The 22,172-nt window shown below is 46.4% G+C and carries 20 protein-coding genes and 1 pseudogene; 5 read left to right on the top strand and 16 right to left on the bottom strand.

The window, feature by feature from the left end; genetic code table 11:
* Window position 1: 1 nt before the first annotated feature.
* From GQS64_RS04655 to GQS64_RS04635, 5 genes are all read right to left on the bottom strand, one after another.
* On the bottom strand, window positions 2-913 hold the full coding sequence (locus GQS64_RS04655; protein ID WP_198230760.1) for a 4-(cytidine 5'-diphospho)-2-C-methyl-D-erythritol kinase: 912 nt from the start codon (window positions 911-913) through the stop codon (window positions 2-4).
* A 2-nt stretch (window positions 914-915) separates the two neighbouring features.
* On the bottom strand, window positions 916-1,101 hold the full coding sequence (locus GQS64_RS04650; RefSeq protein WP_198230759.1) for a hypothetical protein: 186 nt from the start codon (window positions 1,099-1,101) through the stop codon (window positions 916-918).
* Window positions 1,102-1,199: 98 nt separating this feature from the next.
* Window positions 1,200-2,048, bottom strand: a complete 849-nt coding sequence (locus tag GQS64_RS04645) for a S49 family peptidase (RefSeq protein ID WP_246786382.1) — start codon at window positions 2,046-2,048, stop codon at window positions 1,200-1,202.
* A gap of 103 nt (window positions 2,049-2,151) precedes the next feature.
* Window positions 2,152-2,958 (bottom strand): tRNA1(Val) (adenine(37)-N6)-methyltransferase, encoded by an 807-nt coding sequence (locus tag GQS64_RS04640; RefSeq protein ID WP_198230758.1) that lies wholly within the window; start codon window positions 2,956-2,958, stop codon window positions 2,152-2,154.
* A complete protein-coding gene (locus tag GQS64_RS04635) occupies window positions 2,939-3,163 on the bottom strand; it encodes a DUF2007 domain-containing protein (RefSeq protein WP_077991374.1) in 225 nt (74 codons plus the stop codon). Before GQS64_RS04635 ends, GQS64_RS04640 begins: the two co-directional genes overlap by 20 nt.
* 173 nt (window positions 3,164-3,336) lie before the next feature.
* Between GQS64_RS04635 and GQS64_RS04630 the strand changes: the two genes are divergently transcribed.
* The 5 genes from GQS64_RS04630 (at window position 3,337) to GQS64_RS04610 (ending at window position 10,683) form a co-directional block, all read left to right on the top strand.
* Window positions 3,337-4,353, top strand: coding sequence for a polyprenyl synthetase family protein (locus GQS64_RS04630; protein ID WP_246786384.1), 1,017 nt, complete (start codon window positions 3,337-3,339; stop codon window positions 4,351-4,353).
* Between the two features lie 120 nt (window positions 4,354-4,473).
* Window positions 4,474-6,222, top strand: coding sequence for a tetratricopeptide repeat protein (locus tag GQS64_RS04625; protein ID WP_198230757.1), 1,749 nt, complete (start codon window positions 4,474-4,476; stop codon window positions 6,220-6,222).
* A 135-nt stretch (window positions 6,223-6,357) separates the two neighbouring features.
* The gene (locus GQS64_RS04620; RefSeq protein ID WP_198230756.1) at window positions 6,358-7,302 is read left to right on the top strand and encodes a glycine--tRNA ligase subunit alpha; all 945 of its coding nucleotides are present in this window, start codon (window positions 6,358-6,360) and stop codon (window positions 7,300-7,302) included.
* The gene (gene glyS, locus GQS64_RS04615; RefSeq protein WP_198230755.1) at window positions 7,302-9,596 is read left to right on the top strand and encodes a glycine--tRNA ligase subunit beta; all 2,295 of its coding nucleotides are present in this window, start codon (window positions 7,302-7,304) and stop codon (window positions 9,594-9,596) included. Before GQS64_RS04620 ends, glyS begins: the two co-directional genes overlap by 1 nt.
* A 175-nt stretch (window positions 9,597-9,771) precedes the next feature.
* The gene (locus GQS64_RS04610) at window positions 9,772-10,683 is read left to right on the top strand and encodes a bestrophin family protein (RefSeq protein ID WP_198230754.1); all 912 of its coding nucleotides are present in this window, start codon (window positions 9,772-9,774) and stop codon (window positions 10,681-10,683) included.
* Between the two features lie 297 nt (window positions 10,684-10,980).
* Here GQS64_RS04610 and GQS64_RS04605 read toward each other — a convergent pair whose 3' ends face one another.
* The 11 genes and pseudogenes from GQS64_RS04605 to GQS64_RS04555 all read right to left on the bottom strand — a co-directional run bounded on the left by GQS64_RS04605 (window position 10,981) and on the right by GQS64_RS04555 (window position 22,142).
* Window positions 10,981-11,247, bottom strand: a complete 267-nt coding sequence (locus GQS64_RS04605) for a YodC family protein (RefSeq protein WP_198230753.1) — start codon at window positions 11,245-11,247, stop codon at window positions 10,981-10,983.
* Between the two features lie 1,279 nt (window positions 11,248-12,526).
* Window positions 12,527-13,006: a F0F1 ATP synthase subunit B gene (locus GQS64_RS04600; protein ID WP_077994464.1), complete on the bottom strand. Its 480-nt coding sequence runs from the start codon at window positions 13,004-13,006 to the stop codon at window positions 12,527-12,529.
* 8 nt (window positions 13,007-13,014) lie between these two features.
* Window positions 13,015-13,587, bottom strand: coding sequence for a F0F1 ATP synthase subunit B (locus GQS64_RS04595; protein WP_077991350.1), 573 nt, complete (start codon window positions 13,585-13,587; stop codon window positions 13,015-13,017).
* Window positions 13,588-13,745: 158 nt separating this feature from the next.
* The gene (locus GQS64_RS04590; protein ID WP_075870187.1) at window positions 13,746-13,976 is read right to left on the bottom strand and encodes a F0F1 ATP synthase subunit C; all 231 of its coding nucleotides are present in this window, start codon (window positions 13,974-13,976) and stop codon (window positions 13,746-13,748) included.
* A gap of 57 nt (window positions 13,977-14,033) precedes the next feature.
* A complete protein-coding gene (locus tag GQS64_RS04585) occupies window positions 14,034-14,792 on the bottom strand; it encodes a F0F1 ATP synthase subunit A (protein WP_077991349.1) in 759 nt (252 codons plus the stop codon).
* An 11-nt stretch (window positions 14,793-14,803) separates the two neighbouring features.
* Window positions 14,804-15,223 (bottom strand): AtpZ/AtpI family protein, encoded by a 420-nt coding sequence (locus GQS64_RS04580; protein ID WP_077991345.1) that lies wholly within the window; start codon window positions 15,221-15,223, stop codon window positions 14,804-14,806.
* A gap of 231 nt (window positions 15,224-15,454) precedes the next feature.
* A pseudogene (locus GQS64_RS04575) lies at window positions 15,455-16,102 on the bottom strand (cell wall hydrolase); the annotation flags it as partial.
* Window positions 16,103-17,019: 917 nt separating this feature from the next.
* Window positions 17,020-18,447: a ribosome biogenesis GTPase Der gene (gene der, locus GQS64_RS04570; RefSeq protein ID WP_198230752.1), complete on the bottom strand. Its 1,428-nt coding sequence runs from the start codon at window positions 18,445-18,447 to the stop codon at window positions 17,020-17,022.
* Between the two features lie 3 nt (window positions 18,448-18,450).
* A complete protein-coding gene (locus GQS64_RS04565) occupies window positions 18,451-19,122 on the bottom strand; it encodes a tetratricopeptide repeat protein (protein WP_198230751.1) in 672 nt (223 codons plus the stop codon).
* Between the two features lie 96 nt (window positions 19,123-19,218).
* On the bottom strand, window positions 19,219-20,373 hold the full coding sequence (locus tag GQS64_RS04560; RefSeq protein ID WP_198230750.1) for an FUSC family protein: 1,155 nt from the start codon (window positions 20,371-20,373) through the stop codon (window positions 19,219-19,221).
* Window positions 20,370-22,142: an SLC13 family permease gene (locus tag GQS64_RS04555; protein WP_077991336.1), complete on the bottom strand. Its 1,773-nt coding sequence runs from the start codon at window positions 22,140-22,142 to the stop codon at window positions 20,370-20,372. Before GQS64_RS04555 ends, GQS64_RS04560 begins: the two co-directional genes overlap by 4 nt.
* Window positions 22,143-22,172 lie beyond the last annotated feature (30 nt).

The following is a 22,172-nucleotide window of genomic DNA, read 5'->3' as shown; positions in this document are numbered from 1 at the left end:
ATTATTCGTCTATTTTGCCCGTTGTCTCGACTGCTTTAACGAACCAGTCCGGTTTTTGTGATTTTATCTTTCGTGCCACCTCTTCCGCTGTCTCGATATTTTCACAAATGCCGAAACAAGTTGCACCTGACCCCGACATACGAGAGAGAAGAGCGCCGTTCACGTCGAGTATTTCCAATACATTTCCGAGTTCCGGCTCGACATGCCGTGCACATTCATAAAGATCGTTATGCGTTTTTTTAAGCTCGTTCACAAGTGAATGAAGATTTGCCAATTTTGCAAAATCCATCGCAAGAGGCCGACTTTTTTTATTGCCTAAAAGTTTAAAAATTTCCGCTGTCGAAATGGATTTTCTATGGTTGACAAGCACCATCGGAATTTTGCAGCAATCGACCGGCTGAAGTTTTTCACCGATGCCGGAAACACGAAGCGGTTCATGATTGAAAAATGCGGAAAGGCACATCGGAACGTCGGCACCAAGTTCCAGACCGAGTTCAAGAAGCTTTTCATTGGAAGCTTCGATTTGCCATTGCTGTTTCAATAGAGCAAATACACCGGCAGCATCGCCGGAGCCGCCTCCGATACCGGAAGCAACAGGCAGATTTTTTTCAAGGCTTAACCGGCAGGATTTTGACTTTGAAGGGAAATTTCTAATAAGAATATCGCGCGCCCGCACAACCAGATTATGTCTTTGATTATTCGTGTCTACTGATAGCGCACCCGCTTCCGGTCCAATAATGGAAAAACTGTTTGTTCCGGCAGCTTCATAATGGAGAACATCACCTTCAAAGCTGAAACAAACCAGACTGTCAAGAAGGTGATACCCGTCATCGCGCTCCCCCACCACATGGAGCGCCAAATTGATTTTGATCGGCGTTACTACTGTTGCTCGACCTGCAACTCCCGAAGCCACGTTTAATCCCGCTCGACGTAGTATTCACCGGTCTCCGGATCTTTGACCAATGTGCCATTCGCGCCTGTACGACGTTCTTCTTCTGCATGTTTGACACGCAAAGCAACACGTTGCGTTTCGCGCTTGAATGCACGATAGGCATAAAGTGCAGCAGCACAAATAAGACCATAAACAATTAATCTCAACATTTTCACCTTTCGCTCCCTTATCATTATTTGATAATTTACGAGCGCAAATCAAGCCTTGATATGAATCTTCCCTGATCTTCGTTCAAGAATTTGTCTTTTTAAAGTCCATAACGCTGCCACAATGCACGTTCGTCCGCCGATTGGACAACACCGTCTACCAGAGTTGAAACGAGACCAGCCGAAATCGCCGGAGTTTTGCGTCCTAACAAGCTTCTGGATGCCGAAACAAGACGCATTTTGGCATCGCGCCCGTAACGTTGTTTGACGAGCGAACGCAAATCGGAAAGTTCATCAACCAGCCCCAGTTCCTTACCTTTTTTGCCGGTCCAGAACATGCCGGTAAACAGATCGGGATCATCGACAAGTTTGGAACCCCGACTTTCTTTTACGAGATTGATAAAAGTTTCATGAATTTCGAGCTGCAAAGCTTTCAAATGATCGACATCGGCCTTTTTTTCAGGCTGGAACGGATCAAGCGAGACTTTGTTCTTGCCGGCTGTATAAACGCGGCGTTCGACACCGATTTTTTTGAGCAATTCGGGAAAACCGAATGAAGAAGATACCACACCGATGGAGCCGACAACTGAAGATGGATCTGCAAAAATCTCGTCGCCTGCGCAGGCAATCATATAACCACCAGAGGCTGCAACATCTTCAACAAAGACGAGAACGCGTTTGTGTTTTTCTTCGGCAAGATCACGAATACGACGGTAAATCAGCCGTGATTGCACCGGTGAACCGCCCGGAGAGTTGATAGCGATGGCAACAGCCGGTGCCTCTTTATCCGAAAAGGCTTTTTCCAGAGCATTGGCGCAAGAACTCAGGGACAAAGTCTGGCGCAAAGGCGATGATGCCTCCATAATCATTCCCTGCAACCGGACTACCGGTATTTCTACGGCGTTGGAACGGAACCGGCGTGGAATAAAACGTTTGAAAAAACCTGACAAAGTTTGAACTCCTGATAAGAAAATCTGCTTCTATTGCTAAAAAACTGCACCATTGTCATTTAAGTTGTAAACGGCAAAAAGCAATATTTTGTTAAAATCGTGTTCACAAACTCTGCCAGATGCTCTTCTTTCCATTATTGATTGCGTCTACAAGCGGAGAAAAAGCATGTAAGTCACTATCATGGATATAAAGAGCCGGCATCAATGACAAAGGCGCTTTGCTTGCTCTTTTTGCGTGGATCAGAATTCGGATTGCGGGACTATTTTTGCGTGAATGGACCGGAAACACCAAAATATTGCCGAACCGCCCTTCACATGCTTTCAAAATATCGGATAACGATTGTGGTCGTGCGATCAAGCCTAAAAAACCGGATGGTCTCACAATTGCTGAAGCTGTCCGTATCCAGTTTTCAAACATCCGGTCAGTCATGACATGTGCGGCAGCTTTGAGATCATCAGGCGTTTTCCGGTCCATTGGCGAATTGAAAGGCGGGTTCATTATGGCAAAATCGAATGCATTATCAAAAAGTCCTGCGTTCTGCCGTTCTTTACCGCGCAAGGTTAGATCGGCAGAAATAACCTCAATGCGATTGGCAATGGCCGCGTTTTGAGCAAGAGCAATGCTTTTTCTGGCAAAAGAAACCATTTCGACTTCGCGTTCGACAAGCGTAACTTCGGCTTTTTTGCAACGCGCGGCTACAGCAAAACCGGCAGCCCCCGCACCGGCACCAAGGTCTGCAAGCTTTCCGCAAAAATCGGTCGGCACCAGTCCACCAAGCAACATTGCATCCATGCCGGAACGATGCCCGCCATTTTTTGGCTGAACCAGATAAAACCCGCCACGATGGAAGACATCTATTGTTTCGTTTATAGAAGAAGTTTCCAATTTATTATCCTTGCGCGAGTTCATGTTCCAGGCCGGCATCTATCATAATTTGTCGTGCTTCATCGGCACTTTCTCTATCAACCAGAAAACGGCGACGGATAGCTCCGAGTGAACCTTCCGCCACGCTGGTGTTCTGATCCGTTACAAAATAGAGTATTCCGGCCGATTTCATAAGACTTTCGGCAAAGGAAATCAGGACAATATCGTTGGTGTCAAATAATTCGATCATGAAGCTATGTTACATATTTAACGATTGTGCGGCACCCGGTCGCAGAAGAAATTAGCATTTTTCCTTAAATATCTTTTGAAACGCGCTATCTCAAGCAACATCACGCTTGAGTTGATGAGCTTGGTTTATTAAGGTGCAAGCAAAAATCAAAAGATTTTTCAGGAGTATGAGCATTGGTTGCTGACAATAATACAGTTAAAAAAACCGATAATCAGGCGTCGATAAAGCCGCTTATCGATATTACAAAAAGTGATATGGATAAAGTAAACAAGCTCATCATTGCTATGGCCGGCTCCGATGTGGAAATGATTCCTGAAGTTTCAAATCATCTGATTTCTTCGGGTGGTAAAAGATTAAGACCGATGCTGACTTTGGCTTCTGCCCGCTTGTTCGGTTATCAGGGATCGGGGCATATCAAACTGGCAACGGCAGTTGAATTCATGCACACAGCAACTCTTCTTCATGACGATGTTGTTGATGATAGCGATCTGCGGCGTGGCAAATCGACCGCCAGAATGATCTGGGGCAATGAGGCGAGTGTCCTTGTCGGCGATTTTTTACTCGGACAAGCATTCAAAATGATGGTTGAAGTCAATTCCATGGATGCTTTGTCGGTGCTCGCCAATGCTGCCGCAATTATTGCCGAAGGTGAAGTCATGCAGCTTGCCGCCGCCAAACATTTGACGACAACTGAAGACGAATATTTGAAAGTTATCAATGCCAAAACGGCTGCCCTCTTTTCTGCAGCCGCAGAAGTCGGGCCGATTATCGCCGGTTGCGGGCAACAGGAACGTCAGGCATTAAAACATTACGGTACGTCACTGGGACTTGCCTTCCAGCTTGTCGACGACGCGCTCGATTATGGTGGCAATTCTGAAAATTTAGGTAAAAACACCGGCGATGATTTTCGTGAAGGCAAAATTACCATGCCGGTTATTCTTTCCTATATTCGTGGCGACGAGACGGAAAAAAAATTCTGGAAACAATCCCTTGAAGAGGGAAAAAATGATGATGATGCACTCGCCCACGCACAAAAATTGATGCAACAACATCATAGTCTTGAAGATACAATCAAAGCCGCCCGTCACCATGGCAATGAAGCTTTGAAAGCGCTCGACGGATTGGCTCCAAGTAAAGAAAAAGCCGCACTTTGCGAAGTCATCGAATTTTGTATTTCACGCGTAAACTGATCTTCCATAAAACAGTGTTCGCGTAAAAATGACCGGTGGCGGATGATATTTTTGCATATTTTGGCTGGATATATTCTATAAATATGGCCAACCTGTTTTAAGTCAAAAGAGGATTTTTTCATGCAAGCCGCGAAAGCAACCCGTCTGATTGCATTATTTACTGCGGGTACGATATTGATGACAGCATCTGCTGTTGCAAAAAAGGAAGAACCTGTCAAAGCAGGGTCTTTTGCCGGAGCCTATCTGGCGGGTCGCATCGCTGCAAGCGACAACAAGGTCGATCTTGCTATTTCCTATTTCAAACAGGCGCTGGGATTTGAACCGAACAATGTCTCTATGCAGCAGGATATGCTTTTGACGCTGCTATCGGCAGGCGATTTCAAGGAAGCTGTCAAACAGGCAAAGCGACTGAAAGGCAATACCGATGTCGAACGTTATGTAAGGCTTACTCTTGCAAGCGATGCCTTCATACGGAAAAACTATATCACAGCAAAAAGCGAGCTTAAGTTTTCCGACCCTTCCGACATGGATACACTGACATCCGGTTTGCTGGGGGCTTGGGCAACATTCGGGCGTGGCAACACAGCCGGAGCGGTTGATGAAGTCAAAAAATTGCTTGGACCGGTCTGGTATGATTTGTTTTTAAGTTATCATATGGCCTTGATGAGTGATCTTGCCGGTCATAGAGACAATGCCGAGCGTTATTACAAACAGGCACTCAACGACCAACAGGGTGGTATAGCAGCACCTGATACCTATGAACGAATCATCATTTCTTATGCATCTTTTGAACTTCGCAACAACAAGCGCGATGAAGCTCTCGCCACTTTGCGCGAAGGTGAAAAAATGCTTACAGGACGGGATGCTTTAAAGAATATTCGACAACGCGTCGAAGCCGGCGGTTCGCTTGATATGCTGGTAAAAACACCTCAAGAGGGTGCAGGAGAAGTATTTTATGACCTCGGTACTGCTATCAATCGGGGCGGTGCAGAAGCATTTGCCCGCATTTTTTTACAATTGGCTGAAGCCCTGCGGCCGCACAATGATGCTACACTCTTTCAACTTGCCGATATTTCCTCAAAACTGGAAGAAAACGAGCGGGCTATTGATACTTACCAGAAAATTCCTGTCAAATCGCCATATTATCGCGATGCGGAATTGAGGCTTGCTCTCATTTTAGCCGATACAGGCAAAAGTGAAGAAGCAATCCGCCATCTTGCGGCACTGGAAAAAGATTTTCCGGAAGACGAACGCATTTCTATGGCAATGACCGGCGTTTATATGCAGGACAAGGCATATGATAAAGCCGTTGCTGTCATGGATCGGGCGATCTCCCGCATCCCCCATCTCGAAAAACAAAATTGGTTGATGTTATATCAACGCGGCATGGCAGAAGAGAGATTGAAAGAGTGGGATAAAGCCGAACCGGATTTCCGCAAAGCACTTGAACTCTACCCTAACCAGCCTCAGGTTTTGAATTATCTCGGTTATTCACTTATTGACCGGAATGAAAAACTCGACGAAGCTTTGAATATGGTCAAAAAAGCAGCCGAGCTGCGCGCGCAGGACGGCTATATTGTCGATTCGCTAGGCTGGGCCTATTACAAGCTCAAGCGTTATGATGAAGCTGTAAAAACGCTGGAAAATGCTGTCAAACTACGCCCTGAAGACGCAACCATCAACGACCATCTCGGCGACGCATATTGGCGTGTCGGGCGCAAACTTGAAGCCACATTCCAGTGGAACCATGCAATTGCAGGAAAACCGGAACCGGAGGAACTGGCAAAAATTCAGGAAAAACTGAAAACGGGTTTGAAAGACGTTCCTGAAGAAAAAACGGTCGAAAAAACCGATAGTGCACAACACTGAAAAGGATAAAGCTTAAGTCCGACATTTGTTTTGACTTGTCTCGTCCCTTGACCATAGAGGCGCGAAAGAATAGACATTTTTTGCCGGACCTTCTCTTTCCGGTTGTTCTTTTATCAATCTTAAAAGGGTAATATTGTGAGCCTGCCCGAATATCTTGATCCGAAACGCTCTTTCCAGGGTCTCATTCTGACGTTGCAAAACTATTGGGCGCAATATGGTTGCGCCGTTTTGCAACCTTATGACATGGAAGTGGGAGCTGGTACATTCCATCCTGCAACAACGTTGCGTTCATTGGGACCACGTCCATGGAAAGCCGCCTATGTGCAACCTTCGCGCCGTCCGACCGACGGTCGCTATGGTGAAAACCCGAACCGTTTGCAACATTACTATCAGTTTCAGGTTTTGCTCAAACCGTCGCCGGATGATTTGCAGGATCTTTATCTGGGGTCATTGCGCGCTATCGGGCTTGATACCGATATTCATGATGTGCGCTTTGTCGAGGATGACTGGGAAAGCCCGACATTGGGAGCATGGGGGCTTGGCTGGGAATGCTGGTGTGACGGTATGGAAGTATCGCAGTTTACTTACTTTCAGCAAATTTGCGGCATCGAATGCTCGCCGGTATCTGGAGAACTCACCTATGGTCTTGAACGGCTTGCCATGTATATTCAAGGCGTTGACAATGTTTACGACCTCAATTTCAACGGACGCGAAGGCAAAGATAAAATAAGCTATGGAGATATATTTCTTCAAGCCGAGCAGGAATATTCGCGGTTCAATTTCGAATTTGCCAATACCGAACTTTTGCACCGCCATTTTATTGATGCAGAACGCGAATGTGCGGCTATTCTGGAAGCAGGAAAACCGCAGGAAAAAGGCGGCCTTCACCTTTGTGTTATGCCGGCTTATGACCAATGTATCAAAGCCAGTCACGTTTTCAATCTTTTGCAGGCGCGCGGTGTCATCTCCGTTACAGAAAGACAAAGCTATATTCTGCGCGTGCGTGATCTCGCACGCCGTTGTGGCGAAGCATTTCTGTTAACTGATGCCGGTGGCGCAAATTATAAAGGGGAAGCCTGATGCCCGACCTTCTTCTGGAACTTTTTAGTGAAGAAATTCCGGCTCGCATGCAACGCAAAGCTGCGGGCGATTTGAAAAAACTTGTCACCAACGGTCTTGTCGACAATGGTCTGGTTTATGAAGCTGCCAGAGAATATTGGACCCCGCGTCGTCTTACTCTCGATATAAGGGGCGTGACTGCCCGCTCGAAAGACGTTCATGAAGAACGTAAAGGTCCAAGCACCAAGGCTCCCGAACAAGCCATAAACGGCTTTTTGCGGTCTGCCGGTCTTTCCGATATTAGCGAAGCCGAAATCCGGACCGACCCCAAAAAGGGTGATTTCTATATTGCGCGGATCGTCAAAAAAGGTCGTACTGCCGAAGAAATTATTGCGGATATTATGCCTGACATCATTCGCAATTTCCCGTGGCCGAAATCCATGCGCTGGGGAAAGCAATCCACAAAACAGAATGCGCTGCGCTGGGTCCGTCCTTTAAAAAACATTCTGTGTGTCTTTGGTCCTGAAAATGACGCGACCGAGGTGGTTCCATTCGAGGTAGCAGGTCTTGAAAGCAATAATATCACCTATGGTCACCGTTTCATGAGCGATTGCAAACCGATCGAGGTTCGCCGCTTTGAAGATTATGTGACGAAGCTCGAAAACGAGAAGGTCATTCTTGATGGTGATCGCCGGAAGGAAATCATCCTTGCGGATGCGCGCAATCTGTGTTTTGCCAAAGGTCTTGATCTGGTTGAAGATGATGGTCTTGCCGAAGAAGTGTCGAATCTTGTTGAATGGCCGGTCGTGCTTATGGGCGAGTTCGAGGAAAGCTTTTTGCAAATTCCTGCCGAAATTATCAGGCTCACCATCCGCATCAATCAAAAATGCTTTGTCACCCGTAAACAGGGGGAAGAGCAAAAATTATCCAATCACTTCATTCTGGTATCCAATATCGTAGCACCTGATGGTGGCAAGGAAATAGCCCTTGGAAATGCCAAAGTTGTGCGCGCACGTTTGTCGGATGCCTTGTATTTCTGGCATACCGACCAGCACAATCTGCCGGATCTTTCCGAGCTTACACTATCGGCCGAAAAACTCGGCCTCGATTTGAAGAAGCCACTTGACCAACGTATGGCTCGCCTTGACCACCTGAACGTCACTTTTCATGCAAAACTTGGCACTCAGGGAGCACGCGTTGAACGCATTGCCGCTCTTTCATCACTGATTGCTCCACTGGTCGGAGCCGATGTTGAACTCGCCAAACGCGCCGCACTCCTTGCAAAAGCGGATTTGCAAACCGAAGCAGTCGGTGAATTTCCCGAACTTCAGGGTGTCATGGGGCATAAATATGCTCTGCTTCAGGGCGAAGATCCAAGTGTGGCCGCAGCAATTGAAGAACATTACAAACCACAAGGTCCGACAGATCGCGTTCCACGTGCACCGGTTTCTATTGCTGTTGCTCTTGCCGACAAGATTGATACGCTCGTCGGTTTTTGGCTTATTGATGAAAAACCGACAGGGTCGAAAGATCCTTTTGCGCTCCGGCGGGCATGTCTCGGTGTTATCCGCCTGCTTCTTTCCCGCGACTGGACAATCCACCTCATGCCGATTTTCAAACAGGCTATCAGTCTTATTTCGCGTCACACAATAGAGCGTGCACTGAGCCTCTATGAAGATAGCTTGCGTCGCGAAAATGCCAAAGAAACAGACGCGGCAGAAGACATAGACAATGCTCTTTCAATGGAAGAAAAAAAGCTTGAAAAGGAAATAGCTGCGAAAACCGAACCGGTACTCGCCGATCTTCTATCTTTCTTCCATGACCGTCTGAAGGTTTACCTCAAAGACGAGGGAGCACGTCATGATGCGATTGATGCGATCATGCAAAGCGATGCCGATGACCTCTTGCAGGTTGCGCGCCGCGTTGAAGCGTTGATTTCGTTTATCAATACAGATGACGGGAATAATCTGATTGCCGGTTTCAAGCGCGCCTTCAATATTCTTGAAGCCGAAATCAAGAAAAAGACGTCGATTGCAGAAAATACTGATCCGGAACTTTTCATAGAAGAGGAAGAAAAACGGCTCTTCAACGCGATTACCGATGCCGAAAGCAAGGTTCAATCGCACATTGCTTCCAATGATTTTTCGGGAGCTTTGCTCGTGCTTGCGGGATTGCGCGAACCGGTTGACGCATTCTTTGAAAAAGTACTCGTCAATGATGATAATAATGCAGTCAGGGCAAACAGATTGTCGCTCTTACAACGCATTACCAAACTATCCGGCTTGGTAGCGGATTTTTCCAAACTTGCCGCTTGACCCCAAGCTTGCGACGCAACTATCGAAGGCAAGTGAGAATGACGAAAACGCAAATTGATATTCTTCAATAATCAGGCAATGTCGTCACCAAATGCCTTCAAACTGCCGTAAAAAAATTTAAAAATAATGATGTTGCCGGTGATTATGTTTTTGCTCACCGGCAATGGAGAATAAAATGATTATCCGTAAGCGGCCGGGTTTTTTGCGGCTTTTTTTCGTTTTGCATGGCTCTATTCTTCCTGCCATTGCACCACAACTTGTCGCAATTCTCGTTCTTTCAACTGCTTTGGTATTAGCCCACCATTTTTATCCCCGCGTCATCCCCACCTATAATAACGGGACGGCGTTCATGATGCTTGGCATTGCGCTGTCGACCTTTTTGGGGTTTCGCAACAATGCCTGTTATGACCGCTGGTGGGAGGGACGAAAAGTTTGGGGAAAAATTATTTCGGGTTCGCGCGATATGATTCGTCAATCGACGATATTGTGCGACCGTGAAGCCGACCGCAAAACCATATTGGAACTGACTTCGGCGTTTTCCCATAGCCTTGTAGACCATTTGAAGGGAACCTCTTCGCTTCCCTCTTTGATAGCCGACTATCCGGAGGAATTTCTTAAAGCCTATCAGGCAAGTCACAATAGGCCTTCTTTTATCCTCAACCACATTTCCGAATGTCTGGCGGTTTTGCACCAACAAAAAGCTTTGAGCGACATTCAATTCCAAATGTTCGATAAAAGTCTGACCGAACTTAACGAAAACCAGACATCCTGTGAGAGATTGAACAATACGCGTGTACCATTTGCCTATACACTTCTCTTACACCGCACCGCTTATATCTACTGTTTCCTCATTCCATTCGGCTTCACCGATATACTCGGATGGTGGACACCTGTTGCCAGCCTTCTTGTCGCCTACACTCTATTCGGTCTTGATGCGCTAAGCGATGAATTGGAACAGCCTTTCAGTAACATTGATAATGTCTTGCCTATGTATTCAATGGCTACAACAATCGAGCGTGATGTTTGCGCAGCCATTCACCTGCCGCTTCCAAAACCTGTTGAACCGGTCGATTTCATATTGAGATAGGATCACCCTTCGAGAGTGGAACATTGGTAATTGGTAGTGCGCTAGTCCCGCCAAAAAGTAATAAAACCCACAACTAAAGGGATTTGAATTTAAAGGGATTTGAATTGCGCTTGGTAAAATGATGAAAACGACAAAAGAAATAAACGAGACAGAAAAGAAATAAACGAGACAGAAATTGTGGCATAAAATACCGCTTTGAAATGTTCCGATTGTTTCAATCAAAACAGGTTTCAAAGCGGTTTTTCAAAAATTCAAAGCGGTTTTTTAAACAAACCGGATGCTTTTATCGGGACAAATCTAGACAGACTTTTTCTCGGCTTTTTTTGCCGCCTTGAACGTGGCCATTGCTCTGCCATTTTCTTCAATTTTGATCTTGCCTTTATTCTTTGAAGATTTGTGCTTTTCTCCCTCGTCCATGAGTTCAAGCGTATCTTTGCGGAAAATCGCCGTCTTCAAATGCTCATCCTTGAACCATACGCAAGAAATTTTGCTATTATTGACTTTATCGACAGTCATTTTAGGACCGCCGGATTTCAACCGAACAATATTGCCAGCTTTAAACATTTTATATCCTTCTAAACGCTCCAATTTGACAACCAACGTCATAAAAGCTCCCCGCTCTTAAAACGTATTTTACTATATATAAGCTTTAAGCGGAGGATATTTTAGCTTTGGTTTCTACAATTTGTCCATGAGGCAAAGAAAAATATTTAATTGCTCGCCTCCACCCTGCAAATTGCCGTAAACATTAAGAAAAAGTCGCAATATAACGATCCGGACGGGTCGAGTTCTACAAACTATCAACCATAATGGCGGAAATTCTTACCCCCGACTTGAAAATGGTAAAAGCATGCCAACTAGAGTTCCTTGCCCCTGTTTCACCCCCTCCGGCATTTTCCCCTTGCCACTTGATTTCCCGAAGAGCCGCAGTTTAAAATTCTTCAAACAGAAGCTTTTATGGAAGTTGAAAGAGATTTCGTAACCGGACGCCAAGCGCCGAAAAAAGTTTCTCCTACAACCTGTTTGACGCCGAAAAACCGAATTTCAAGCATTTTCCAGCTCCTCGCTCCGGCTTTATAGCGCAAACCAAATCGCCATTCCCGATTCCGGTTTTTCTATTATTGTCGACGTAAACCTTCACACTATATCGGCGGCACTAAGCTTCATACTATATCGGTGACGCTAGACTTCACGTTCTATCGGCGGCATAAAACTGAAAGCTGAATAGTATTAAACTTTGCTCTTGATCGCCCGAATTAAACTTTGAGCTTGATTGGCGACATTAACCGTCACACTTATCTGCCGCATTAAACTTCACACTTCATCGCTGGTAATAAACGTTGCGCGTTATCGTCTGCATGAAACTTTGTGCTTTTTCGCTGGCACTAAACTTCACGCTTCATTACCCGCATCAAACTTCACCCTTTACCGTCTGAAGTAAACTTCACGCTTCATCGCCAGCGTTAATCGATAAAAAGCTCCCTGAACCGGAGACTTGACAAAGACCGGTTATACAAGGCTTATCCGGCGAGCTTGTTTTTGTATTTTTAAGATTTTTTTTGATCGGATTTTGGCTTTTTTTTAGCCGGTGTTTTTGCTTTGCTTTTATCGGGAGCTTGAGCCAAGGCAAATGCAGCGACCGATTTTTGCGCTTTGGTTGATTTAGGATCTCTCAATATTTTTGCTGCTTTTTTCGCCACTTCGGCGTTCATGGTGTCTTTAAAGAAATAATATTGGAACTATTTTTCCAATTCTGAAAACCTTGTTATCGGAAGGCACAAAAAAACCACGCATAAAGCGTGGTTCGATTTCAGCTAAAGGAAACTGGCCTGATTGAAATAGTCTAATTCAGATGCGCTTTAACATCGGCCAGTGACTCTTTAATGAGACTGGCAGATTTCTTCTCATCAATTTCTTTAACAAGCATTTCTTTTGCGGCAGCGACCGCAATATCAACAACCGAAGACCTCACCGCATCGACAGCTTCCGATTCAGCATGTGCAATTTTTTGTTCGGCCATCTTATTACGACGGGCAACATAATCGGCCATTTTCTGGTGAGCGTCCTTGGCAAGCAATTCCGCTTCGCGTTTTGCTGCGGCAATAATCTCTTTTGCTTCCTTTTCAGCCTGCTCGCGCTTGGCCTGATAAACCGCCAAAAGTTCCTGAGCTTCTTCACGTGTGCGGCGGGCTTCATCAAGTTCACTGCGAATAAGTTCTGCCCGTTTATCAAGAAAACGGTTAAGAAGTGCAGGCACTTTATAGTAAACAAGGATAGCTATAAAAAGAAGCAATCCTATCAGCGCCCAGAAGGTATCTGTCATCATGGCTTTTACTCCACACCGCTTACAGACTTGACGGCTGCAGTTGCTTGCGATGCACTGACTTTAGTACCGATCAGTTGTTCCACAATTTCGGCTGCTGTCGTTTCGGCAATCTTGTTCACATTCCCCATAGCACCGTCGCGAATTTTTTTAATTCGCTCTTCGGATTCCGCAAGTTTCTTATCCAGCTCGGCTTCCGACTTTTTACGTTCTTCGTCTATCTTGCCGCGAATTTCATCAGCAGAGCTTTGGGCGATTGCGATGGCGCGTGAACGGGCTTCAGAAAGCTCTCGTTCATAAGAAGCGATAGCACTTTCACGTTCCATATTCATGCGTTCGGCTTTGTCATGGTCGGATGCAATCCTGTCACGACGGATTTCAATTGTACCTCCAATGCGCGGCACAATAATTCTGGATATGATTATATAAAACAGGCCGAAACAGATAATAAGCCAAAATATGTGTGACTCATAATATGAAAAATCAAAAGGCGGAAAAACACCCTTTGCATGTTGTGCAGCTTCGCCCGCATGTTCTACTGGCGTTTCGACAGTTTGCGCAAATGCGCTTGATAGAAACATCCCGTTTTACCCTCTCACAAGCTCCAATGCTTTAATACAATTTGTAACAGCCTTTTGGCAGCTCAAGGTTTTCTATTTCATTGGCTTTAGCATCGAAAGCGAGTGGCAGGCGTTAACGCCTGCCCCGCCAAATGCAATGGCCAAAGGCAATCAATTTATTAAACAGCAAACAGAAGCAGAATGGCAACGAGCAATGAGAAAATGCCCAAAGCTTCTGTAACAGCAAAGCCGAAAACCAACCGTGCAAACTGACCATCGGCAGCCGACGGATTGCGAAGCGCACCCGAAAGATAACTGCCAAAGATATTACCAAGGCCAAGAGCTGTACCTGCCATACCAAAGCAGGCAAGACCAGCGCCTATATATTTTGCTGCGAGTGCTAATTCCATATCATTCTCCTTTGAAGCAAAATCGCATTTAAAAGCGGTGGAACCCCACCAGTTTCATCAATGTCCGGGATGCACCGCATCAGCAAGGTACATACAGGTTAGAATAGTAAAGACATAAGCTTGCAGGAATGCCACAAGAACTTCAAGAGCCGTAACCGCCACCGTCATAATGAGAGGCAAAACAGAACCGCCAATGCCTGCCGCACCAAGGCCTATCATAGAGACAACAAAGCCCGCAAATACTTTTAGTGTAATGTGCCCTGCCAACATGTTGGCAAAAAGACGAACCGACAGGCTGATCGGACGTGAGAGAAAGGAAATAACTTCGATTACTGTCACCAGCGGCAGAATGACAACCGGTACGCCCGAAGGAACAAAAAGCCTTAAAAAACCGAACCCGTTTTTGATAAAGCCATAAATAACCACTGTAAAAATGACCAGCATGGCGAGGGCGAAAGTTATGGCGATCTGGGAGGTAACCGTATAAAAATAAGGGAATAATCCTAAAAAGTTCGCTACGAGCACAAATACAAATATTGAAAACACCAGCGGAAAAAAACGCATACCTTGTGCCCCTGCCGAACCGCGCAACATATTGGCGACAAACTCGTAGGTAATTTCCGAGATTGATTGCATCCTGGTCGGAATTATTCCCCGACTCGACGACGATGCAAATAGAAACATCGAAGAAAAAACCACCGTTATTGCCATGAAGAGCGAAACATTCGTGAATGATAAATCCATATTTCCGACGGAAATATTAATCAGCTTAGACATCTGGAACTGATGAATAGGATCTGGACCGCTCGCTGACACCTTAACCTCTTTTACTTGGGCTTATTGGGCCCATCATCTTGGCGCGATGCGCCGTTTTTGCCAATTTGACTGGGAGCCACAGCCCCCACCGACCGTAATATATTCAACACTCCGGCAGAAAATCCAAGGAAAAGAAAAATAATCAATCCCCAAGGCGAAGTTCCTGCCAATTGATCAAATCCCAACCCTAGTATAACACCAACCACAACACCAGCCAAAAATTCGCTGGATAACCGGATTGCCTGTGCCATTCCTTTAGGTGGTCCAGATTCCTGTTCCGATGGATCCGGTTTTTTGTCCCTTTGATAACGAGCCAATTTTTCCTGCAGATTGCGTCTGCGTGTTTCCAGATCCAAAGTTTCAGGACTGTTCCCCTGCTCCGGCATTTGAGTACCCTTCTCAGGCTTAACAGGTTTGGCATCTTTTGCCATCTCTGGCCCCTCAATCCCGAATGCAAAGTAAAGGTCTGACCTCTAGAGTTGCGCGCAACATATTGTGACCAGAGGCATTCGTCAAGGCGCAAGCCCCAAGTTCAAAAGGATTTTTCTTCAAAAAAGGAAGTAAAGACATTTATTAACTTGTTTTTTCTGCCAGCAGAATTTCAAACTGTGCATTACCCTGCTGTTTTGAATTATATTTTCTGCTTTAGAATAGTCGTAATATCAGATCCATCCGCCATAGCGGGTCCGATAAAAAATGTGCAATCCGATCTTGTCCACCTTAATCATTGTACTTGCCCAGCGGGGGCGCACATAAACAGCATGATAATGGGTGGCGGAACCGACTTCGGGAAACCATATCTGCCCTGCCGAAACCGCTCTGGCAACCTGTTGAGCCACTGTCCATTGGGCCATCTCGGTTACTTTGTGCTTGCGCCCGTCACAAGCAAATGAAAATTGGCAGTGATTGATCCAGTTTGTATTCTGATAAACAACGCCGCAAATTGTCTTGGGATAAGCCGGATTTCTAACCCTGTTCAAAACAACCTGGGCAACAGCAGCTTGCCCTTTTATTGATTCTCCGCGCGATTCGAAATAAACAGCTTCAGCCAGACATTTTTGTTCTTTCGCTGTAAAGGCTTCAGCCGGTAAAGGCGTTGCGGCCCACGCGTGGTCGTTACGCCCTATCGGCGGAATAAAGCGCCCGTTCCGGTCGATTGGCGAATGTTGATCGGTCAAGACACTGTCAAATGCACTTGTATCCACTTTTGCATTGGCAGGAGCATAACCGAGCGCCAGAATATCGGGATTATCATTGGTGACGAGATTTTTAAGAATCTTTGGTACCGGCAGTTTTGCAACCGGTTTTTTCTGCGGGATAACAAGAGCGATCTTTGTTTCGGCCTTGTCAGCGATTTTCTTCATATTCTTGTCGGCAATCCCTGACTTGTCACCCGATTTTTCCGTGTACCGTGCAATCGCGAACGTATCGGTTTGTTCGAGATGTTCCGAATAAGGTATCCGCATACCGATATGTGGCAATTCCAGTTTGGTTGAGGCTGACAGATCAAATTTTGTGGCAGCTTTTTTGCCTGTGTCCTTTTCTTCTTTGATTGTTTTTGTTTCAGTTGCATCAACAGCTTTGACATAGTCTGTGTCGACTTTATCTGTTTTTGAAAGAGGCTCTTTCTGCTCGTTTTTTGATAAAGTTATATTGGAAGTGATCTCTTTATCATTCGCTGCCACGCTATTTGCCTGAATTTCGGAACCATTCGCCATTAAAGCTTTATAAGGCGAAGCGAGATTGACAAGATCTGCTTTGTGCACCGATGTAGCAGCGAGTGCAGAGAGACTTGCACCAAAAAAAACCGGCAAAACACGGGACTTACGTTTTTTCTGTTTTAAAACAACCGGCGCGTCATAAAAGCGCCCCTCCGGCATATAATAAGAGGATGCGGCGCGAAGCATTTCAGTCCGCTCTCCTTTGTTACCATGACGGCGCAAAGACGGTATGAAAGACACTTCAAACACCACATCACTCCAACGCAAATACGCTTACGCAAAACAAAAAGAAAAACTTGTTTTCTGTGATTGGGAGATTGCCTCATCAACCTTTATTTATGGTTAACAAAAACCCCTTTATTCGTTGATTTTATTGCTTAATTTTTCCTTAATTTACGATAATGGTTAACGCAAAAATTGCGCATTTACCGGCTTTGATAAAAAAACAAAGCGATAGTGTTAAGCTTTCTAAATAAAGTACAAACGGAATTTTTTTTAAAAACGACTCACCGTTTTTTAGCCCGTCCGGCAAATGGATTGTCGGAGGTTGTCATGGTCAACCGTATTGGAACACCGGGCATATCGAACGAATCGCGCAAGCCGTTTATAAGATAGCGCAAATAGGATTGCGGCATTGCTTCCGGTCGCGAGCAGGAAATAACAAAAACCGGTGGGCGGGTTTTAATCTGGGTGATGTATTTGACCTTCAAACGCCGCCCTGAAACGGCTGGAGCCGGATGATAGGCGGTAATTTCCGCAAGCCACCGGTTAAGCTTGCCGGTCGACACACGCCGGTTCCAGATACGGTGGATCATCTCGACATTTTCCATAAGCCGATCAATCCCTTCGCCCCGTTCACCGGAAACCGGTACTGCTCTCAATCCACGGACTTGCGGCAGAAGGCGGGCGCATTCTTCGTGTAATCGGGCAAGTGTTTCCTGCCGGTTGTCGATCAAATCCCATTTGTTGAAAGCGATGACGGGTGCACGCCCTTCCCGTATAACAAGATCGGCAATCTGCAAATCCTGTTTTTCAAACGGAATAGTTGCATCAAGAACAATGATGACAACTTCTGCAAAACGTATTGCACGCAAAGTTTCTGCAACAGAGAGCTTTTCGAGTTTTCCTTCGACTTTCGATTTTCGACGTAAACCTGCCGTGTCAAAAAGCTTGATTTGCCGCCCTCTCCACTGCCAATCAACAGAAATAGAATCACGGGTTATTCCCGCTTCCGGACCTGTCAGCAACCTGTCTTGTCCAAGCATTGAATTGATAAGGGTGGATTTGCCCGCATTGGGGCGACCGACAATTGCAATCCGCAAGGGTTTTGTCGGATCATAAGCCGGCTCTTCCGCCTCCGGATCGTCAATTTTCTCGCCAAATTCGTTGTCGCTTTGCCGGTTTTCCTTGCCCGTTTCTGTCCGGTCGAAAGCTTTTTGCCTGCCAACGGCAGCAACAATAGCGTCTCGCAAATCCTGCAACCCCAAGCCATGTTCGGCAGAAATCGGGCAAGGCTCGCCAAGGCCGAGTGACCATGCTTCATAAAAGCCTGCCGTTGCCTGTTTCGATTCCGATTTGTTGGCAACGAGCACAATCGGCTTACCCGACTTGCGAACAAGCGAAGCAAAATTCAGATCGCTTGATGTCATGCCACTTTTCGCGTCAAGTACAAAAAGGATAAGATCGGCCTCATCGATTGCAGCTTTTGTTTGGGCGCGCATACGCCCTTCCAGACTATCGCTTTTTGCTTCTTCCAGACCAGCCGTATCAATGACATCGAAACGCAAATCCATCAAACGCGCTTCATGACGGCGACGATCTCTCGTGACGCCTGGCGTATCATCCACAAGAGCCAATCTTTGTCCGACAAGGCGATTGAAGAGTGTGGATTTGCCGACATTCGGGCGGCCTACAATTGCAATGGTCAAGCCCATTTTTTATTCCTTGGCAATAGCACCGGAACCTTGCATAAGCTCAAGCATGAGACGCGAACGCTCTGTTGCCTTGATTCCGTCAAGTCTCTCATCGACGATTTTCTGGAAATAATAATGTGCTTCATCCATTTTTCCAGCTTTATAGGCCGAAAGCCCCAAAGCCTCACGCGCCATTATGCGAGTAGGGTCAACATCGGTGGCAAGATCTTTGACGCGTTTCTCGACATCCTCGAAGGAGCCGCTATCCACCAGAATATAAGCTGCGCGGATCTTTGCCACTTTTTGTATCATTTCCGGTGCATTTTTATTGTCGGCTATCCGGTCAAATTCTGCTACCGCTGTTTCCGGATCACCCTGTTCCATGTAGATCGAAGCTTTTCTCAATCCGGCCAACAGGGGATAATCTCCGAAACCCGATTTTTCGACGTCATCAAGTTTTTGCAAGGCTTCGTCAAAACTTTGCTCATTGCCAAGATCGAAACTTGCAAGAAATGTATCGCCGATATGACCGGCCTTCGAGGTCTGCCAATGGTCGTAAATCTGATAGACACCCGTTCCCAGCACGAGAAGAACAGCAGCCAGAATTAGATAAGGCCCATAATTCCCCCATAAGGCTTTGGCCTTTTCCTGACGGATTTCTTCATTGACCTCACGAATAAAACTTTCATCCGACATTATTTTTTCCTGTCAAAAAAAGGGGTTTTAGGGCTTTTAAGCATAATTTAGCAAAGATGGTAGTCCTTATCACAAAAAAAGGACAGAATAAGTCGATTATAGGGGTGTTTTATTGCTTTTTTCGTCCTCTTCAGCAGAGAGAAGCGTTTCTTCGCGTTTGCGTTCTTCAATCTCTTTTCTGACTGCATCCAGAATCTGCTTTTTTCTGTAAGCGGCAAGACGGTGTTTGCGTGTCCGGCTTTTATAGAATCGGGCGAGCGTTGTTTCTACCATTTCAATGTCGATAACACATTCATGCCAAGTAAGCGAAGCTTCGGCTCTGTCAGAGCGATCAGGAAAAACAAATTGTTGCGCCGAATTTGCTTCTCCCGCAATGAAACGGCAATTCTTGACAATAAGCTTCAAGGCTTCCACCAGCCAATCGGGCGGTGGCTCCCGTCCTTTTCGTATAGCGTTGACCATTGCTTCGCAAAACAACAAAGACGAAGCGTAAAGTCTGATACCCGACTGGTCATAACGTGCCGAGAGCGAAGCAACCTCGCGCGACGAAAATCGGCCGCGCAAGGTCCATCGTGCATTGGATCTTGTAACGTCAATTGCGCCTATCAATCCGATTAACGCCGAATGGGTACGACTACAACTCTTCATTGCCTTGATTGCTGCGGCAACATCATTCCGCTCAAGTGCGTCGGTTGCAAGAGTATAATTGAGAGCGACTTCCTTGAAAAAACGTTCCACCGCCGAATGCAGTGTTTTCAAAGGATCGGGAGTGAACAGAATCTGGCTGAAGACAAGACCGATCGACGTACCCACCGCAACATCGATTGCCCGCGTCCAACCGGCGACATCCGCCCCCAGAGCAAAAACCATGACCGCCGAAATACCGGCTTGGATAATAATGGCCGGAACGATCGAATAAGCCGAAGCAATCGTCATTCCTGCAAAACCCACAATGGCAATACGAACTTCGGTCGGCATCGGCGGCAATAACAATGTCAGTTCGCCGACAGCGACACCGGTCAACACACCAGCCAATACATAGATCGCCTGCCGCCCATGACTCGGAATTCCCGGTGCAAGGCAGATAAGAGCCGTCATTGCAGCATAAATTGGATGTTCATGATCGAGGAAATGAAAGGAAACAAACCATGCAAGTCCGGCCGCAAGACCTGCACATAAAGCATCTTTCCAGCTTGCCTGAACCTGGTTGAACGCCTGCCGGAGTTTGATTCTGAAACCGGTTGTCATCATGTCAGTGGCCACACCCACATCAACATAGGAACAGAAACCACCGCAATCAGAATACTCAATGGCGCGCCAAGTCGCGGATAATCGCTGAAATAATATCCCCCCGGTCCCATAACCAGCATATTGCATTGATGACCGATGGGGGTGAGAAAATCACACCCCGCACCGATGGCAACAGCCATTAAAAATGCTTCCGGTTTGAATTGAAGCGATTCGGCAAAGCTTGTTGCAATCGGTGCCATCACCATAACGGTCGCAGCATTGTTGAGAAATGGTGTAACCAGCATAGCCGCAACGAGAATAACTGCCAAAGCACCCGAAGGTGGGAGCGAGGAGGCAAACATACTTAGCCAATGGCCGATAATTTTTGTGCAACCGGTTTTTTCCAAGGTCTCGCTTACCGGAATAAGGGCTGCCAGCATGACCAATATTTGTCCGTCAAGAGCCTGATAGGCGTCACGCGCGGGTATAACACGAAAAACGATCATGGCAGCGGCTGCGGCAAAAAAAGCAAGAGCGACAGGAACAATCTGCAAGGCGGTTGCTACAATCGCGATAAACAGAATGGTAAGTGGCACCAAACCATGACGCAGACTACCGAACATAATATTGCGTTTGGCGAGTGGAAGACATTTCAGTTCCTGCAAAAGATCGGGAATAATATCGTCCCGCCCTTGCAATACAATGACATCCCCAAGCCGGAAGACAATATCACCGAGGCGCTGTCTTACGCGTTCCTGCGGCCTGCTCAGTGCCAGAAGATTGACATCGTAGCGATCAAACAGATTGAGCCGTTTGGCATTAATGCCAATGAGAGGCGAATTGTCTGTAACGACCGCTTCAACCACATCTATCTGGCGCAATTTGTCACCTGTCTGGACATCGCGACCTTTGGCAATATCGAGTTTTGCCGTATTGATAACCGAATCAAGCCCGCCATGTGTGCCTTCAAGAACCACCGTGTCTCCTTCAGCAAGTAAAAAATCCGGAAGCGGTGAAATAAGGTTCTTGTTTCTTATAATTTGTAGAACCATTGCATCGCCGCCCGCCGGTTTGACAAGATCGGAGATCTGTTTGCCAATGACTGTCGAGCCGGTCACCACACGTGCTTCCGAAATATAGTCACGATCGGCCAGACTACTGTTTGTCGAGACAGTTTTTCTCGCTCGCGCCGGCACCAGCCATGAGAAAAATACCAGATAGAGAACGCCTACAGCCGCAACGGTTGCACCCACCGGTGTAAAATCGAACATCGTAAACGATTTGCCGACAAGATGTTCCCGCATGGCAGAAACAACCACATTCGGCGAGGTTCCTATCTGTGTCATCAGCCCTCCGAGCAAAGCACCAAATGACATAGGCATAAGGAAAACCGAAGGCGAAACATTGGAACGGCGGGCAAATTGGAAAGCAATCGGCAGCATAATTGCCAAAGCGCCGATATTTTTCACAAACGCAGATAAAATTGTGACCACGATAACGAGAAAACAAAGTTGCAGACGCACCGATTTAACATCCGGCCAAACACGCTGGATAATAAGTTCCATTATTCCGGAACGTGCAACACCGGCACTTACCAACAGGGCACTTCCAACAATGATAACAATATCATCACTGAACCCCCTGAAAGCTTCTTTAGGGCTTACAATACCGACAGCACAGGCAAGCAACAGTGTCAACACCGCTACCACATCATAGCGGAACCGATCCCATATAAAGACCGCCATCATGAGACCAATAATGGAAAAAGCCATAACCTGATCTGTTGTCATAATGAAATGCCGCCCACCTTCTTGTTGTTC

The sequence above is a fragment of the Bartonella sp. P0282 genome, assembly GCF_048452985.1.
Lineage (GTDB): Bacteria > Pseudomonadota > Alphaproteobacteria > Rhizobiales > Rhizobiaceae > Bartonella > Bartonella choladocola.
Note: the sequence above shows the minus strand (reverse complement) of the source record. Positions and strands in the feature narration are given on the sequence as shown.

Coding starts and splice junctions, on each gene's coding strand:
- GQS64_RS04625 (WP_198230757.1), top strand. CDS start 4,474: ATGCAAGCCGCGAAAGCAACCCGTCTGATTGCATTATTTACTGCGGGT.
- GQS64_RS04565 (WP_198230751.1), bottom strand. CDS start 19,122: ATGTCGGATGAAAGTTTTATTCGTGAGGTCAATGAAGAAATCCGTCAG.
- GQS64_RS04600 (WP_077994464.1), bottom strand. CDS start 13,006: ATGACAGATACCTTCTGGGCGCTGATAGGATTGCTTCTTTTTATAGCT.
- GQS64_RS04650 (WP_198230759.1), bottom strand. CDS start 1,101: ATGTTGAGATTAATTGTTTATGGTCTTATTTGTGCTGCTGCACTTTAT.
- der (WP_198230752.1), bottom strand. CDS start 18,447: ATGGGCTTGACCATTGCAATTGTAGGCCGCCCGAATGTCGGCAAATCC.
- GQS64_RS04605 (WP_198230753.1), bottom strand. CDS start 11,247: ATGTTTAAAGCTGGCAATATTGTTCGGTTGAAATCCGGCGGTCCTAAA.
- GQS64_RS04635 (WP_077991374.1), bottom strand. CDS start 3,163: ATGATCGAATTATTTGACACCAACGATATTGTCCTGATTTCCTTTGCC.
- GQS64_RS04595 (WP_077991350.1), bottom strand. CDS start 13,587: ATGTTTCTATCAAGCGCATTTGCGCAAACTGTCGAAACGCCAGTAGAA.
- GQS64_RS04555 (WP_077991336.1), bottom strand. CDS start 22,142: ATGACAACAGATCAGGTTATGGCTTTTTCCATTATTGGTCTCATGATG.
- glyS (WP_198230755.1), top strand. CDS start 7,302: ATGCCCGACCTTCTTCTGGAACTTTTTAGTGAAGAAATTCCGGCTCGC.
- GQS64_RS04640 (WP_198230758.1), bottom strand. CDS start 2,958: ATGAACTCGCGCAAGGATAATAAATTGGAAACTTCTTCTATAAACGAA.
- GQS64_RS04590 (WP_075870187.1), bottom strand. CDS start 13,976: ATGGAATTAGCACTCGCAGCAAAATATATAGGCGCTGGTCTTGCCTGC.
- GQS64_RS04610 (WP_198230754.1), top strand. CDS start 9,772: ATGATTATCCGTAAGCGGCCGGGTTTTTTGCGGCTTTTTTTCGTTTTG.
- GQS64_RS04560 (WP_198230750.1), bottom strand. CDS start 20,373: ATGATGACAACCGGTTTCAGAATCAAACTCCGGCAGGCGTTCAACCAG.
- GQS64_RS04580 (WP_077991345.1), bottom strand. CDS start 15,223: ATGGCAAAAGATGCCAAACCTGTTAAGCCTGAGAAGGGTACTCAAATG.